The sequence below is a fragment of the Neorhizobium sp. NCHU2750 genome (genome assembly GCF_003597675.1).
GTDB lineage: Bacteria > Pseudomonadota > Alphaproteobacteria > Rhizobiales > Rhizobiaceae > Neorhizobium.
The window spans coordinates 189,597-204,971 of sequence record NZ_CP030827.1; the positions used below are offsets into that span (position 1 = coordinate 189,597).

Annotated in this window: 9 protein-coding genes, 2 tRNA genes and 8 pseudogenes; 14 read left to right on the forward strand and 5 right to left on the reverse strand. The window is 57.8% G+C overall.

Annotation, left to right across the window (positions count from 1 at the left end):
• The first annotated feature begins 406 nt into the window (after window positions 1–406).
• Window positions 407–495: transfer RNA gene (locus NCHU2750_RS00875), tRNA-Ser, on the forward strand.
• A 327-nt stretch (window positions 496–822) separates the two neighbouring features.
• Here NCHU2750_RS00875 and NCHU2750_RS30860 read toward each other — a convergent pair.
• A pseudogene (locus NCHU2750_RS30860) lies at window positions 823–1,076 on the reverse strand (transposase); the annotation flags it as partial.
• 443 nt (window positions 1,077–1,519) lie between these two features.
• Between NCHU2750_RS30860 and NCHU2750_RS00880 the strand changes: the two are divergent.
• The 5 genes and pseudogenes from NCHU2750_RS00880 to NCHU2750_RS00900 form a co-directional block, all read left to right on the forward strand.
• Entirely contained in the window at window positions 1,520–2,281 is a 762-nt protein-coding gene (locus NCHU2750_RS00880) for a helix-turn-helix domain-containing protein (protein ID WP_119938723.1), read from the forward strand.
• A 452-nt stretch (window positions 2,282–2,733) separates the two neighbouring features.
• Window positions 2,734–4,194, forward strand: a complete 1,461-nt coding sequence (locus NCHU2750_RS00885) for a tyrosine-type recombinase/integrase (protein WP_119938724.1) — start codon at window positions 2,734–2,736, stop codon at window positions 4,192–4,194.
• 148 nt (window positions 4,195–4,342) lie between these two features.
• Window positions 4,343–4,432, forward strand: a tRNA-Ser gene (locus tag NCHU2750_RS00890).
• Between the two features lie 120 nt (window positions 4,433–4,552).
• Window positions 4,553–4,657, forward strand: a pseudogene (locus NCHU2750_RS00895) (IS5/IS1182 family transposase); the annotation flags it as partial.
• Window positions 4,615–4,887, forward strand: a pseudogene (locus NCHU2750_RS00900) (ATP-binding protein); the annotation flags it as partial. The pseudogenes NCHU2750_RS00895 and NCHU2750_RS00900, both read left to right, overlap by 43 nt.
• 66 nt (window positions 4,888–4,953) lie before the next feature.
• Here NCHU2750_RS00900 and NCHU2750_RS00905 read toward each other — a convergent pair.
• Window positions 4,954–6,152, reverse strand: a pseudogene (locus tag NCHU2750_RS00905) (IS256 family transposase).
• Between the two features lie 80 nt (window positions 6,153–6,232).
• On the opposite strand from NCHU2750_RS00905, the pseudogene NCHU2750_RS00910 reads away from it, so the two are divergent.
• The 8 genes and pseudogenes from NCHU2750_RS00910 to NCHU2750_RS00950 form a co-directional block, all read left to right on the forward strand.
• Window positions 6,233–6,686: pseudogene (locus NCHU2750_RS00910) on the forward strand (ATP-binding protein); the annotation flags it as partial.
• Window positions 6,687–6,741: 55 nt separating this feature from the next.
• Window positions 6,742–8,072: pseudogene (locus NCHU2750_RS31245) on the forward strand (ISL3 family transposase); the annotation flags it as partial.
• Between the two features lie 117 nt (window positions 8,073–8,189).
• Complete coding sequence (locus NCHU2750_RS00920) at window positions 8,190–8,633, forward strand: hypothetical protein (protein ID WP_162939438.1); 444 nt, start codon at window positions 8,190–8,192, stop codon at window positions 8,631–8,633.
• 6 nt (window positions 8,634–8,639) lie between these two features.
• Window positions 8,640–9,491, forward strand: coding sequence for a S1/P1 nuclease (locus NCHU2750_RS00925; protein WP_119938727.1), 852 nt, complete (start codon window positions 8,640–8,642; stop codon window positions 9,489–9,491).
• A 62-nt stretch (window positions 9,492–9,553) separates the two neighbouring features.
• On the forward strand, window positions 9,554–9,961 hold the full coding sequence (gene tnpA / locus NCHU2750_RS31250; protein ID WP_119938728.1) for an IS66-like element accessory protein TnpA: 408 nt from the start codon (window positions 9,554–9,556) through the stop codon (window positions 9,959–9,961).
• Window positions 9,958–10,308: an IS66 family insertion sequence element accessory protein TnpB gene (gene tnpB / locus NCHU2750_RS00940; protein WP_119938730.1), complete on the forward strand. Its 351-nt coding sequence runs from the start codon at window positions 9,958–9,960 to the stop codon at window positions 10,306–10,308. Before tnpA ends, tnpB begins: the two co-directional genes overlap by 4 nt.
• Window positions 10,309–10,367: 59 nt before the next feature.
• Window positions 10,368–12,005 (forward strand): annotated as a pseudogene (gene tnpC / locus NCHU2750_RS00945) (IS66 family transposase).
• The gene (locus NCHU2750_RS00950) at window positions 12,005–12,301 is read left to right on the forward strand and encodes a hypothetical protein (protein WP_245480303.1); all 297 of its coding nucleotides are present in this window, start codon (window positions 12,005–12,007) and stop codon (window positions 12,299–12,301) included. Before tnpC (NCHU2750_RS00945) ends, NCHU2750_RS00950 begins: the two are co-directional and overlap by 1 nt.
• On the opposite strand, the pseudogene NCHU2750_RS00955 reads toward NCHU2750_RS00950, so the two are convergent.
• From NCHU2750_RS00955 to tnpC (NCHU2750_RS00965), 3 genes and pseudogenes are all read right to left on the reverse strand, one after another.
• A pseudogene (locus NCHU2750_RS00955) lies at window positions 12,244–13,092 on the reverse strand (IS3 family transposase); the annotation flags it as partial. The gene NCHU2750_RS00950 and the pseudogene NCHU2750_RS00955 sit on opposite strands and share 58 nt — an antisense overlap.
• 70 nt (window positions 13,093–13,162) lie before the next feature.
• The gene (locus tag NCHU2750_RS00960) at window positions 13,163–13,768 is read right to left on the reverse strand and encodes a YecA/YgfB family protein (protein ID WP_119938732.1); all 606 of its coding nucleotides are present in this window, start codon (window positions 13,766–13,768) and stop codon (window positions 13,163–13,165) included.
• Window positions 13,765–15,336, reverse strand: coding sequence for an IS66 family transposase (tnpC, locus tag NCHU2750_RS00965; RefSeq protein WP_119942790.1), 1,572 nt, complete (start codon window positions 15,334–15,336; stop codon window positions 13,765–13,767). Before tnpC (NCHU2750_RS00965) ends, NCHU2750_RS00960 begins: the two co-directional genes overlap by 4 nt.
• Between the last annotated feature and the right edge of the window lie 39 nt (window positions 15,337–15,375).

Genomic DNA, 15,375 nt, shown 5'->3' on the forward strand with positions numbered 1-15,375 from the left:
AATCAATCACTTGGCTCTCCTTTGTCATGCAGACATGAACCGAATCTGACGTCGGGAGGACGCGAGCACGCTTTCGACAGCCGGCTTCACCAGATGATGCAAGCCAAATCGGCAGCGCCGCTGGCCAGCGGCCGCAGGACGTGCGCACGAGCGGGGCGCGACCATTTCCCGAAGTGCAGCTGCAACGGCTTCAGCAGCTCAGCTGCGACAAGGTTCTGAGCGACCCGGCGAACACCAAATTCCGATCGCACAAAATTGAGTAACGCATGACTTTCCTCCACTTTCTTGAGGAAAGGGCAGCAATCTTGAACATTTCCATAAATATCGGTTGATCCTGCAAATTCGTCAGTATATATCGCGGCCGTTCCAACGTCCTTGGGTCCGCAGCGACTCAAGACATCCTGAAGGACAGGTGGCCGAGTGGTTTAAGGCGCACGCCTGGAACGCGTGTGTACGTGAAAGCGTACCGTGGGTTCGAATCCACCTTGTCCGCCATTATTTTAAGGAATTTCGGCGGCTTACGGCTATGAGTCCTGGACAATCTTGTTTCGTTCGAAATTTCTCATTCTCTGGTCAGATCAACCTCCGAGAGATAAGTCACGCTGGCCTTGCCTTCAGATTTTATGCAGCTTTGGGTGTCCTCCAGCTGCTTTTGAGGCGCTACATGAATTTGGCCCAGCGTTCGCTGGAATTTTCCGGGGTTAGAACTCAGATCGGCGAGGATGCCGATTAATCGGTCATAAGCGAAATCGGCACTTTGTTGCCGATTGCCCTATGTGGCCGAAACTTGCCATTGAAACTCTCAATGTAGCTGCTGTTGATCGGCTCAGTCGATTCCGTCTTCGCCTCATCGTCGAAGACGTTTGTCGCCGCGCAAGAAGTCGGCCTTTCCACTGTTTGATTTGGTTGGCGTGCATGTCGAGCTGCCGGGACAAATCCATCGCCGCCTGCTTGCCTCTAATCGCGGCGAGTGCGACCTCTGCCTTGAAAGCCGGGCAATGGGGCCGGCGGCGCGGTTTTGTCACGGCATCTAAGCCGAAGCTAGGTGGAAATTCTCCTTGTCCCTGCTGTAGCAGATTTCCCGGGGTACTGCTCACCGCTGCATGTTCGGGGATCAGGTAATCGACGGCACGGAAGTGTCGAAAAAATCACGGTGATATTTCGGCGAATTTCCCTATTGCCCAAGCTCCGGTATCAAAGCAGCGATCGGCGATAAGAATGTCGAAAATCAAGCCGCCGAGCGTTAAGAAGCGATCGCAAAAGATCAACCATTTCAAGGGAATAAATGGTGCCCGGAGGCGGATTTGAACCACCGACACGCGGATTTTCAATCCGGTCGCAACTTTAGGCTTGCAGTGGGTTGCGAGCGAAAAAGTGTCAAGTGCCTAGTAACAAATCAATCACTTATCGCATGTTTGTCAAACCCCTTTGAGCGACTTCTGGAACTGTTCAAGCGGCCGTCATTTGCGGAACAACGTCTACTCGTCAGATTGTCGGATTCTGGTCCTGGGAGGCGTGCATGAGCGGGGTGCGGCCATTTCGGGATGTGAAGCTGCAATGGCTTCAGCAATTGAGCTGCGACAAGGATCTGAGCGACAACGCGCGGTCCGTGGCGCTCTATATCGTCACCACGCATTTGAACGGCCACACCGAGAAGGCGTGGCCGTCCTATCAAACGATTGCCGACGCGACCGGCAAGAGCGTCAAGACCATTCAGCGCGTCATCCGTGAGCTTGAGACCAGTGGCTGGTTCGAGATCCGGCGCGGAAATGGCATCAGGCACAACACGGAATATTGCCCCTCTGCGGTATCGATTTTACGCGCATCGGACGCCCGCGAAAAGACGGACAAAGTTGTCACCCTTTACCCAGGCGAAGGCGGTCAAAATCGTCCGGCAAGGCGGTCAGATGTGTCCGGCGAAGGGGGACAGATATGTCCACCAAACCCAGAGAAAGAAAAAATATATAAACCTAACCCGCGCGAGGACGCTCCGCCGCGCGTCGAGACGCGGCGAGCCGTCCCGCTCGTTTTCGTGGCCGAGACCAAGACGAAGCAGGTCGAGCAGTGGTGCGCCTGGCTCCGTCGCCATGGCTTTCCGTCGCTTGAAGCTCTCGGCATTCGGACGGTGAAAACCGGTCAGCCAGGTTATGCTCTGCCGGGCTACTGGCCACCGGATGAGGCAAGCCCGAGGGCGCTGGAATGGGTCGCCTTCTTCAGCTGCCGTCGAGACCATATTGCCGATGAACCCGACCGACAGGCCGACCTTCGGAGGGCGTCATGACGGCCGGCGAGTGGAAGGGAGCGAGTGGAAGGGAGCAAGGCGACCCCTGTCATACGGCAAGCCGTGTGACAGGGAATATTGCCGCGGAGAAGGGCCCCTCTGCAGTGACCAGGTGCACGCTCCGATCGCACGAGGCGTTCTTCACGGTCAAGTTGGCGCTAGGAGATAACCGACCGATCGCAAGCGTGTGTGACAACAAAAGTGGAACGTTTTCTAGCTCACAAGTTGGACTATAAGCTGCGCGAAATGCTCTCTCTGGCGAAAATACTGGAAAAAGTTGAAATAGAAGAAGAAGTGGGGCGAGCCAGGCAATGTGGAGCGTGGAATGTGTTGATGCGAAGCCTCCACGCAACGGATGTGTCTTGACTAAGACTATGGGAATGACACTGTGACTGAATTGGCAACGTACATTAAACAACGGTCTTGAAACGTGCCTTTTCAGGGGTGACGTCATGCATCGCAACTACCCGCTCAGCGATCTGCAAGCCCTGCGCATGAAGCCCGGCGATAAGCCGATTTCTGATGGCACGGTTTTGGGCCTTTACCTTTTCGCCTCCGCCAAGGAGGGAGCAGGGAAGTGGATATTCCGATATAAGTCCCCGCAAACGGGAAAACGCAGAGAAATGGGGTTTGGAGGGTTTCCCTCTGTATCAATCGATGCTGCAAGAAAAAAGGCAGAAGTGGCTCGTGAATGCCTTCGTCGAAGGCTGGATCCACTTGAGGTCAAAAAGCAGAAAGGGTCCTATTCTGCACAGATGGGGCGCATCCCCACATTCGAAGTTGTGGCCCGTCAGTATCATAGTCAGATCTCAGCCGGGTTCAGAAGCCAAAAGCACAATGATCAGTGGATTTACACGCTGGAAAAATACGTTTTCCCGATTATCGGAAAAGAGAACCTCGCCACGTTAACGCCGGCGAAATTCGCGTCGTGCCTGAAGCCGATCTGGCTTGCTAAGCCGGAAACGGCGCGCAGAGTGAAGGAGCGATGCGCGGCGGTTATCCGTTGGGCGCTGGCACACCAATACTTGACGAGCGATCCGATCGCTAACGTCAAGGCATTGCTACCGAGGCAGCCGACAAGGCGAGAGCGAGTTTGCCATTTTCCTGCACTGCCTTGGAGAGCAATACCCGGATTCATTGGGGGTACGCTACGTTCGGGTGGTGACGATATACATCAAAACATGCTGGAATTGGTCATTCTAACGGCCTGCCGCTCTGGTGAAATCCGCAGGATGCAGTGGGACGAAATCGACTTTCACGAGCGGACGTTCACAATTCCGGCGTCGCGTATGAAAGCTAAGGTCGCGCATCGCGTTCCGCTGACACCACGAGTGCTGCAGATATTAGAAAACGAGCGGAATAAATCCGCCCTTCGCCAAGGCTTGGTGTTTAAGTCTAGGACAGGCGCAGCTGTCACGGATATGGCTTTAACTAAGATCCTTCGCGCAAGCCGCGTCGCAAGCGATACTAAAGCCAGATTTGCGACTACTCACGGGTTCCGGTCAAGCTTTCGCGACTGGGCTTCGGAAAACGGTCACTCCGGCGAACTCGCAGATCGCACACTTGCCCATAGCCTAAGAAGCGCCGTTGAGGCCGCCTATCACAGGACAGATTTGCTCGAACAGCGAAGGATGCTGATGCTGCAATGGGAAAACTATTGCCTCCAAAACGTTCGTTCAGTCGACGAAGATCGCCGCGATGCTGAAGCAAAGCAATTGGACAAGCTTATTGCCGAGGCCAAGGCGTTTCGGCAGGCTGAAGAAATCCGCGCATACATCTTCGCGGTGGTGGACCGTTGCGATACGAATTCATTCGTCGTTGACCACAGAGTGAGGCAATGGGCAAACTGGGCTCTGAGGGAGGTCGATCGGATCGACCCGACGAACGCGAAATTCCAATCCAGCCAAAATTGAAGAGAATACGACGCTCTCCAATCTTTTCTGAGGAAATGGAGGCGATCTTGAACATTTCTAGAAATATCGGTTGATCCTGCAGAATCGGCGGTATATATCGCGGCCGTTCCAACGTCGTTGGGTCCGAAGCGACTCAATACATCCTGAAGGACAGGTGGCCGAGTGGTTTAAGGCGCACGCCTGGAACGCGTGTGTACGTGAAAGCGTACCGTGGGTTCGAATCCCACCTTGTCCGCCATTTCTCCCAAAAAACCAACATTTTCAATGATATTTCCATACCACGATGAGGGTTGGTGCGCGGATCGTTAAGTGCGGTGTCTTTGATGCTGAGCCAGCCCGATATCTGGTTTCCACCACGATGCCGTTCAAGCACAAATCCTCCCACCGCCATCATATCAGCAACATGAAATTCGTGACGAACTGGTCAGAGTACGAAGCAGGCCTTCGTCGGCGCGGAAGCCTGGCGTGAAGCTGACAGCAATCCGCGATCAACTCGACAGCCTGCTAGACGAGGCCGCTCGCTCGAAAATGACCTTGCGCGAGGCACTGGCGTTCCTGGTGTCACGCGAGATTACACGGCGCGACGAGCGGCGCATCTCCATGTCGAGCAAACTGGCGCAGTTTCCGTTCGTGCGTGAACTCGACGGCTTTGACTTTGAGGCACAGCCATCGGTGGATCGCGGACAGCTCAGGATCGTGTCCCGAGGAGTGGTGTAGCTTCGGCAATCGCGGTGCCTTCCGGACAAAGCCGGGAATTGATCAGCTTGCCGCAGCGGGCAGGCTGATGAGCGGATCATCGCTCATCGTGGCGATGGTTTCCAGTGTCATATAGCGGGACCGTTGGACGGCCCATTCGTCGTTCTGTTCGAGCAGGAGCGCGCCGACGAGGCGGATGATGGCTTCGTCGTTGGGGAAGATGCCGACGACATCGGTGCGCCGCTTGATCTCGCCATTGAGTCGTTCGATCGGGTTTGTCGAGTGAAGTTTCGCCCAGTGCTGCTTGGGAAAGGTCATGTAGGCGAGCACGTCCTGCTCGGCAGTGTCCATGAGAGTGGCGAGTTTCGGCACCTTTGGCCTGATCTGGTCGGCGACATTGCGCCACTGGGCGCTTGCGGCCTCCGGTGTGTCCTGGGCGAAGGCCGTGGCAATGAAGGCGGAGACCACGCGCCGGCCGCTCTTCCCGGCATGGGCAAGCGCATTGCGCATGAATGGACCCTGCAGCGCTGCCAGGTCGCGGAAAGCACCTTGGAGATGGCTGCCTTGATACCCTCATGTGCATCGGCGACGACGAGCTTCACGCCGCGTAACCCACGCCTGGTCAGCTTGCGCAGAAACTCGGTCCAGATCGCCTCGGCCTCGGACGTGCCGATTTCCATGCCGAGCACCTCGCGTCGGCCGTCGGTGTTGACGCCGACGGCAATGATGACAGCGACGGAAACGATGCGCCCGCCGCGCCGGACCTTCAGGTAGGTGGCATCGATCCAAAGGTAAGGCCATTCTCCTTCGATGGGCCTGTCGAGGAAGGCCTTCACCTTCTCGTCGATCTCTTCGCAGAGCCGGGATACCTGGCTTTTGGAGATGCCGCTCATGCCCATGGCCTTGACGAGATCATCGACGGATCGGGTCGAAACGCCCTGGATATAGGCTTCCTGAATGACCGCCGTCAGAGCCTTCTCGGCCATGCGACGTGGCTCCAGGAAACTCGGGAAGTAGCTGCCTGTGCGAAGTTTGGGAATGCGCAACTCCACGGTTCCTGCACGCGTCTCCCAGTCTCGGTCGCGATAGCCGTTGCGCTGGGCCAGTCGAAAGCCATTCTTCTCGCCATAGCCCGCGCCGGTCTTCGTGCTGACCTCCAGCGCCATCAGCTTCGCGGCGGCAAAGCCGATCATCTCCCGCAGCAAATCGGTATCAGCACTCTTCTCAACGAGTGAGCGCAGGTTCATCATGTCGTCGGTCATCGGTGGTGTCCCTCAGGTTGGTCATAAGCAACCCGACCCTACCGGAAAAACACTGGTGACCACCCCTCAGCTACACCACGTCCTGGGACACGATCCAGCTCAGAGAGTTGGCGACCTGTCGTTGGATTGCTCACGGCGATACGGTTAGCCACGCTTGTCGCCATGTTGGCCAAGGCCCACAGCGACGGAACCCTAGACAAGCAACTGACGATCCTGTCACGGCCGAAACTGCTCATTATCGATGAGCTCGGATATTTGCCCTTCGAAGCGAACGCGGCTCACCTTTTCTTCCAGCTGGTCTCTCGCCGCTACGAGAAAGGATCGATCCTGATCACCTCAAATCGATCAGTCGGTGAGTGGGGGAGCGTCTTCGGAGACCCTGTTGTCGCCACCGCGATACTGGACCGCCTTTTGCACCACTCGGCAGTTATCACCATCCGAGGGGATAGCTAGAGGCTTCGCGAAAAGCGCCGTTCCGGCCTTCTGCAGAAGGCCGGAACGGCGCTCGAGGCAAACGAAACAGCAAATCAATGAAGGGGGTCAGTTCTTCGTTTCGCCTACGGGGTCAAATCTTCACTTCGCTTGACAAGTCATGACGCGTCGGTTCTGGTGCGATGCCGTACTGTGCGGCCGGCGTATCTTCTGCGAACAATTCGGTGACAACGTGCTGGTTCGCTATGGTCGACGCACCCAGAGGTTGGAGACGATTGTTCACCACCTCGGCTTGGCGCTTGGCGGTAGACCTGCCGCAGCATTTGCCGAACGCCTGATGGTGCCGGTAAGTAACGACACGTTATTGCGAGTGGTTCGCCGCCGTATCGGTGATCGGAACGAAGACCTCAATGTTATAGGCATTGATGACTTTGCCTTCAGGCGAGGGCAAACCTACGGAACGATTGTCTGTGACCTCGAACGGCGCAGACCCGTTACCCTATTGCCGGATCGCGCGCTGGATACGTCTCGAACATGGCTTGCAGAGCATCCGTCGATATCGATTGTCGCTCGTGATCGGGCGGTGGCTATGGTGAGGCCATAGCGAAGGCCTTGCCCGATGCTGCGCAGGTCGCCGATCGATGGCACCTAATGGAGAATTCCAGCCGGGCCTTCCTCGATGCCGTCGGCAAGTCGATGCGGCAGATCAGACAGGCGGTCGGCAGCAATGTCGTTGATCCTAAGCTTCTGACATACGCTGAGAAGCTGCAGTATGAGGGATATCTACGCCGTCAGGAAACGAACGAGGCGGTCCGAGAACTATCGAAGAAGGGAACATCGATTCGACAGATCGTGCGGCAAACCGGCCATAGCCGGAAGCTCGTTCGCGACGTTTTAAGGGGCCAGCGTCTCGACGTATTCCGAACGCGACCCAGCTCTCTGGATAGCTGGCTGCCCTGGCTTAACAGCCGCTGGGAGGAAGGGGCGCGGAACGCTTCGGCACTCTGGCGTGAGATGAAGACGAAGGGTTTTGCGGAGCAGAGCGGCGTCGTCTCGCAATGGGCGCAACGCCGACGTCTTGCGGAAAAGGCCAATCAGAGCGGGCTCGCCAGAACGCCGTCCGCTCGGCTCATGACCACCGCGCGCGACGACCTTGCAAAGTCCGAAGCGATCCTGGTGGCCGCGATCGAAGCTAACGTCCCGGAGCTTGTGGTCGCTCGTACGGCCATTGGTGACTTCCAGTCCATGATCCGCTCGAAGACAGCGCGGAAGCTCGACGAGTGGTTGGAAGCCGCTAAGGACAGCCTGGTCGGATCGTTTGCTGGCGGAGTCGAAAAAGACCTCAACGCCGTCAGGAATGCGATCATATCACCGTGGTCAAATGGGCAAACGGAAGGTCAGATCACACGCATGAAGCTCATCAAGCGCCAGATGTACGGAAGAGCAAAGCTCGATTTGCTGCAAGCAAGACTGATCGGCGCATCGTAGGAGTGGAACATCAGCAAATGTGCGTCAGAGCCAGTTCTCAGTGGCAATCAACACGTTTACGCTGCGATCGCTGCACCTATGTCCTCTTCAGTTGCTTGTTCGGATTATGACAGTTAAATGACAGTCCGTGCATCGCTGCGCAGCAATGAGCGACGCTCTAAACACAACGGGAGGTCGGTCTGCATTATGAAAATTAGCCTCGACGACATAATCACGAGACTGGAGAGAACTCGCAGCCCTGATCGGGCAGTTGACTTCAGCCTAGCTCGCGTAGTTGGCTGGAAAGTCTTGTCTGTGCCCGGCGACGGCGGGAAGCGCAAGGACTTGTGGATCGTCCCTGGAAGTGATGAACCAGACAAGGTCCCAAAATATACGTCCAGTCTAGATGCCGCCAAGCAGTTTGCAGATCAGCTGCTGCCGAATAACGCTGTGGCCGTCACGTTTGGTGATGAAATCGAGGCCATCGCTGAAGGCGGTGAGCGGGTACGCTCCCGCGTCGGAGCGGTAGCCATTTGTTTGGCTGCGCTTTCGGCTTATCAAGAAGCAATGAGGAAGGTCTGATACGGGATGACTGCGTTCTCCAAAAACAAAATGACGCGGTTTGCCGCTATCATGCTGATATCTCTTTGGCCGAGCCTGTCCGCAGCCTGGAGTGGCGGAGGCCATTCGATAATTGCCTACATAGCCGAAAGTCACCTGTCAGCTCAGGCTCGACGGGGGGTGCAGGATCTACTTAAAGAGGAAAACCTCAACTCAATTGAGCAGGTGGCAAACTGGGCAGATGCAATGCGATCGCTGAAGGTACCACAACAACCATCACATGCGCTGCGGCTCCCGCTTGACGGTTCGCCCTACGATCGGAAGCGTGACTGCGGCAACAACATGTGTGCGACATGGGCGATACAAGCTGCCATTAACTGTTTAGCCGATGCCAAGGCCACTTCAGAGGCGAAAATCACAGCGCTGAAGTATTTGGTTCATCTCACGGGCGATATCCATCAACCTCTTCACGCTAGCAAGGATACTGGACAGCGCAAGGTACTGTTCGCGGGCGAGCAACTGTCATTGCATCAAGTATGGGATGGCGGCATAACGCGATCGCTGAAGATTGGAAACCGTAAGCTGGCGGGGATGGTCGACCTGCAAATCCCAGACTCCACCGTCGACCTAGATCCTATTCATTGGGCATACGAGAGTCGAGACATAGCGCGGGACGAGATTTATCCTGAGCTACAAGGCCTCCCAACACAGAACGGCGCTACTGTCCTTCCAGCAGACTATGCTGAGCGCCATTGGCCAACCGTTGAGAAGCGCTTGAAACTTGCAGGCTTGCGCCTTGCCGGCGTTTTGAACGCCATATACTCCGGCAATGCTTCGCTAGTTAGCCAAGGTCCATCTCCCGAAGACACTGAAGAATAAAAGTATGCCTGCGGCGAAGGCCGTCTGTCTTGAGTTGGTGATTAGCTCTAAGTCCATGGCTTATGTCATGCGCTACAGTGATTTCCCCCATTGAGGTGTTCTCCGCCGATGATCTTGGTCGTCGCCGGGATTGGTCGGACGAAGAGAAAGTCCGGATTGTTGAGGAAAGTCTGCAGGGCTTTCGGCAGGGCTCGGTGACGGCACGGCGATATGGATTGTCACGGTCATTGTTGACCCGCTGGCGTCGGGAATACCGGGGCGGCCTTTTGACCGGTTCCGCGTCAACGGGCTTCGTGCCGCTTTCGATCTCGCCGCCGGCGGCGGCATCCCCCGAGATGAGCGCTCCGCTTCAGTTTGAAGACGACAGAACGATCGAGATCGGGCTGCCGAACGGTCGTCGCCTGACGATCCCGGCCTCGCTTGATCCGATCATCCTCGCTCGTCTGCTGCCGATCCTGGATGCGTCATGATCGCCTTTCCGGCTGGGGTAAAGGTATGGATCGCGGGTGGTGTGACGGACATGCGTTGCGGCATGAATAGCCTGGCGCTGACGGTGCAGGAAGGACTTGGCCGCGATCCTCATGGCGGCGAGGTTTTCTGCTTCCGGGGGCGCAAGGGGGATCTGATCAAGGTCCTGTGGCATGACGGCGTCGGCATGTCGCTTTACCTGAAGCGGCTGGAGGCCGGCAAGTTCATCTGGCCGGTTAGTCAGAATGGCTCGGCGGTGCCCGTGTCGGCGGCGCAGTTGAGCTATCTCCTGGAAGGGATCGACTGGCGCAATCCCCGCTGGACGCAACGGCCTGCGACGGCCGGCTGATTGCTACCATTCTTCTGTTTTTGTTGGGCTTTCGGCATACGACATGGTAGCTTTCGGCCATGGACGATGCTGCTTCGGAGATAGCCAGTTTACGGGCCGCGCTTGCGGCATCGGAGGCGCGTGCCGCCTCGGCCGAGGCTGATCTCGCGCAGGTGCGAGCCGTCGTGACGACGTCCGAGGCGATGATCCGGCACCTCAAGCTCGAGATCGCCAAGTTGCGTCGCGAGCAATATGGTCAGAGTTCGGAACGACGCGCACGGCTGATCGACCAGATGGAATTGCAGCTCGAAGAGCTTGAGGCCGACGCTACCGAGGACGAGATCGCGGCGGGGCGTGTGGCGGCGGAGGTTGCGCAGGTCCCAATCTTTGAACGACGCCGGCCGGTCCGTAAGCCGTTTCCCGAGCACCTGCCGCGCGAGCGCCAGGTCATTGAAGCACCCTCGACCTGCACCTGCTGCGGCTCGCCCCGCATCGTCAAGATGGGAGAGGACGTCACCGAGACGCTGGAGGTGATCCCGCGCCAATGGAAGGTGATCTAGACGGTGCGTGAGAAGTTCACCTGCCGGGACTGCGAGAAGATCAGCCAGCCACCGGCACCTTTCCATGCGACACCACGCGGATGGGCAGGACCGAACCTGCTGGCGACGATCCTGTTCGAGAAGTTCGGCCAGCATCAGCCATTGAACCGCCAGGCTGAGCGCTACACCAGGGAGGGCGTCGATCTCAGCCTGTCCACGCTGGCCGATCAGGTTGGGGCATGTGCGGCTGCGCTGCAGCCGATTCATGATCTGATCCGCGCTCATGTCCTTGCCGCAGGGCGGCTGCATGGCGACGACACCACCGTGCCGCTTCTGGCCAGGGGCGCAACGAAGCAGGAAAGGTTATGGACCTACGTTCGCGATGATCGTCCTTTTGCCGGCGGCGCACCTCCCGCGGCGCTCTTCTACTTCTCTCCCGATCGGGAGAAGATCCATCCCAATCAACATCTTGCTGGGTGGCACGGCACACTGCAGGCCGATGCCTATGGCGGCTACAACGATCTTTATCGCGCCGACCGCAGCCCCGCGGCGGTGATCAGCGCGCTCTGCTGGAGCCATGCGCGACGCAAATTCTTCGAGCTGGCCGACATCGCCGGCAACGTGCGTAAGGGCAAACCTGCCCACGAGATATCGCCTGTCGCGCTTGAGGCCGTGGCCCGTATCGACGCGCTCTTCGAGATCGAGCGCGGTATAAACGGGAAGTCCGCAGAGGAACGATTAGCTGCCCGACAACAGCATACTCGTCCGCTTGTCGAAGACCTGCACGACTGGCTCATGGCCCAGCGTTCCCAGATGTCGAAGCACAATCCCGTCGCCAAGGCGATCAACTACATGTTCGAGAAGGACGGGCGCTGGAAAGCCTTCACCCGGTTCCTCGATGACGGCAGGCTCTGCATGTCGAACAATGCGGCAGAGCGGGCCCTGCGCGGAATCGCTCTGGGAAGAAAGGCATGGCTATTCGCAGGCTCCCAGCGCGGTGGCGAGCGTGCTGCCTTCATGTATTCCCTAATCGTCACGGCAAAGATGAACGATATCGATCCGCAGGCCTGGTTGGCCGACGTGCTCACCCGCATGCCCAACATGCCGGTATCACGGCTGCCGGAGTTGCTGCCTTGGAACTGGTCTGCCGATGGCAGCGGCCGACAGATGGCCGCCTGATGGGCGGCCAGACGCATGTCTACACGATCGGCTACGTCGCTGTGCTGATCGGCGAAAACCTCGAACTCATCCAGGAAATCGCCAGCAACTCCGACAATATCGACTATGGCGAGATGATCCATGCCCATGACGGCAGCGAAGAGGGCATCACGACATTCACCGACCGGGGCGTCGAGAGCCTGAAGGAATTCCTCGCCGACATCCGCACTTGGGAGGGCGGTGACCTGCCACTGAAGTTTCATCCGGCTGGGATTAGAGCCTCGGCGCTTTTTGATAAGCCAAATAGCGCGGTTTGAGCAACCGGCGGAAACGCGAAGCTTCCACCTTGCGCAGCGTTGGAGCCGGTTGCGGCGATGATCCCGGCATAGTCCGCCGGGGTCTGGTATCCGAGCGATGAGTGCGGCCGGAAATGGTTGTAGTCGTTGACCCATTCGGCGATGGCGCTGCGAGCATGATTGAGGCCGAAGAACAGGCTTTCGTTCAAAAACTCATCGCGCATACGCCCGTTGAAAGATTCGACGTAGCCGTTCTGCATCGGCTTTCCCGGCGCAATATAGTGCCAGTCGACCTTGTTATCTTTCGCCCAGGCCAGGATCGCGTTCGACGTGAACTCCGTGCCGTGGTCGGAAACGATCATGCCGGGCTTGCCTCGTCGTTCGATCAACGTCGTCAGTTCGCGAGCAACGCGACGTCCAGAGATCGATGTGTCCGGGACCGCAGCCAGGCACTCGCGTGTGACGTCGTCCACGACATTGAGCACGCGGAAGCGCCTGCCACAGGCGAACTGGTCATGAACGAAATCCAGTGACCATCGCGCATTGGCCGTCGCCTCCACCAGGATCGGCGCACGGGTGCCCACGGCACGCCGCCTCGCTTTACGCTTGCGGACCGAAAGGCCTTCCTCGCGATAAAGCCGGTAGATGCGGTTGACGCCGGACGGCTCTCCCTCCCGCCGAAGTAGGATGAACAGCCGCCGATAGCCGAAGCGTCGTCGCTCGTTGGCGAGATCGCGCAGCTTCGTCCGCAGTTCGACCTCCGGCGGTCGGCAGGATCGATAGCGGATCGTCTTGCGGTCGGCGGATATGATCTGTATCCGTTGCGAGCGCCCCACACGGATTTAGCTTGACGCTTGACGAGGTGCCTCTGGGGGATCTTTCCTACGAGATATCGTTTGCTGGAGCGCCGGGATTGAAGCGCATTGGTTTGCAGTGCGCGTAGATGGTTTCGACGGCGGTTGGGATGGCACGCCATGCGTCTTTAAGGAGGGCCTCGGGCGGCCTCGGGTACACTGCTGAGACCATTTCGAGGAGATCTGCCTCGGTGGCTTGCATCAATATGGCCATGATGGGTTCGCCGGTCTGTTTCTCGGCCATGAGAGGCGCCCAGGCTGCCAGGTTCAGTTTGATGGCGCCATAGAACCCATCGGCCCAATCGCCAGGCAGGACTTCCTCATCATCCGTGCGCATGAACATCGGTGCATACCGGCCGGGCGCCGTCAGTTGGTGAGCGATGAGGTTGTAGTGATCGACGATCGTTTCGATCACGGCGTAGGTCTTGTTTCCGACGAAGGCCTTTTCCTCGTGCTTCCCAATGACATGGAACATCCAGTCATTGGGAAGCAGGAAGACCGGACCTGCGGCCAATCCCGTCAGGAACCCATTGAGCGTTGACACGCCCCGGCATGGTGGCGCCGGCTCTGCCTTGTCGAACCACGCCTCCAACTGATCAAGCGTCAGAAGCTTTGCACGCTTGGGAGCCTTCACGCTGCTACCGCCATGTTCATATCCGCATGTTCCTGTTTCCAATGCCACGGCAGGCAACGCCAAAGCGAGGTAGACTTTATCTCCCCGGACACGATGCGTTCAAGAACGTCATTGAGCCAGGTATAGGGATCGAGCCCGTTCAATTTGGCCGTGGTCAGCAAAGAGCCTAATATGGCCCAGGTCTCGGCACCGCCATCACTGCCGGCGAACAGGCTGTTGACGCGCCCGAGTGCGACGCTGCGCATATTACGCTCGACGGTGTTGGAATCGACTTCAAGTCTTCCATCCTCAAGGAAGAGGGTCAGGCCAGCCCAATGGCCAAGCGTGTATTTGATGGCGGAAGCGACTGGGTCCTTGGCGGATATATCTTTGAGCGCGTCCATCAGGAGCACTTTCAGATCAGCCATCAGGACCTTGCTCTTTGCTTGCCGGACACCGAGCCGGTGTTCGGCGCTCGTTGCGCGGATTGAGGCCTCGATCGCATAGACCTCAGCCAGGCGTTCGATCACCACCTTGGCCAGCTCGGATTTGTACTTCTTGAAGACATCGACAAACTTGCGACGCGCATGGGCCAGGCAGTAGGCAAGCGCAATGCTGCCGGCCCGGCGATCCGGTCGGGTCAGGCTCTTGTAGGCCTTGTACGCATCAACCTGCAAAATCCCGCTATAGCGGACCAACTGCGACTGGATCTCCGTCTTTCCCCGACCTTGCGCAAAGACATAGGCGACAGCCGGATAGGCTGGACCATTCCAGGGCCGATCGTCCACGGCGTGAGCCCAGAACTGACAAATCTTGGTTCGTGTTCGGTCTCGCTTGAGTACCGGCATTCGGGTTTCATCGACAAAGACCCGAGAATGACTATGGATATAGGCTAATAGCTTGTCGTAGAGCGATTTCAGCCACCAGGCGGAGCGTTTCACCCAACCGCAAAGCGTTGACGTATCGAGCCGGACACCCTGACCCTTCAACATCTGAACCTGGCGGTTGAGCGGCAGATACCAAGCATATCGCCATACCACGACATTGCTGATCATGGACGTCGTGGCCAGCCCTCCGTCGAACAGCCGAGGCTTCGCCTTCGCTTGAACGATGCCGGCCTCGCAGGCCCGGCAGGCATATTTCGGGCGCACCGTGCGCAGGACATAGAGCGTTGCCGGCCGTGACGCCAGGACCTCGCTCTGGTCTTCTCCGATACGATGGAGCTTTCCCTGGCAGCAGGCACATTCCAACGAGGATGGCTCGATGACCTCGACAACTCGCTCAAGATGCTCCGGCAAAGCGCCGATGTTGCGACGAGGCTGAGAATGGTTCCTTGCCGGGCGCGGCATTTTCGGGAGGCCTGTACCTTCGCTTTCCGAAGCCACCTCAGACTCAACGGCCACGTCTCCCAGATCGAGACGGATCTGACCTTCGACCACATGGGCTAACTGTTCGGATCGTTGGCCAAAGGGCTTTGCATGGGCCGACTTCAACAGCACCTTGAGACGCTCGATTTCAGCGTCTCTTTCCAGGATCATGCCGACCAGAATGTCAGGATCCCGCGGCAGATGTTGGCCACGATCGAGCATGCCAAAATCTAGCATATCGTCACGGAATTGTCGATCAAT

Coding starts and splice junctions, on each gene's coding strand:
- NCHU2750_RS00880 (WP_119938723.1), top strand. CDS start 1,520: ATGAGCGGGGTGCGGCCATTTCGGGATGTGAAGCTGCAATGGCTTCAG.
- NCHU2750_RS00885 (WP_119938724.1), top strand. CDS start 2,734: ATGCATCGCAACTACCCGCTCAGCGATCTGCAAGCCCTGCGCATGAAG.
- NCHU2750_RS00920 (WP_162939438.1), top strand. CDS start 8,190: ATGACAGTCCGTGCATCGCTGCGCAGCAATGAGCGACGCTCTAAACAC.
- NCHU2750_RS00925 (WP_119938727.1), top strand. CDS start 8,640: ATGACTGCGTTCTCCAAAAACAAAATGACGCGGTTTGCCGCTATCATG.
- tnpA (WP_119938728.1), top strand. CDS start 9,554: ATGTCATGCGCTACAGTGATTTCCCCCATTGAGGTGTTCTCCGCCGAT.
- tnpB (WP_119938730.1), top strand. CDS start 9,958: ATGATCGCCTTTCCGGCTGGGGTAAAGGTATGGATCGCGGGTGGTGTG.
- NCHU2750_RS00950 (WP_245480303.1), top strand. CDS start 12,005: ATGGGCGGCCAGACGCATGTCTACACGATCGGCTACGTCGCTGTGCTG.
- tnpC (WP_119942790.1), bottom strand. CDS start 15,336: ATGCTCGATCGTGGCCAACATCTGCCGCGGGATCCTGACATTCTGGTC.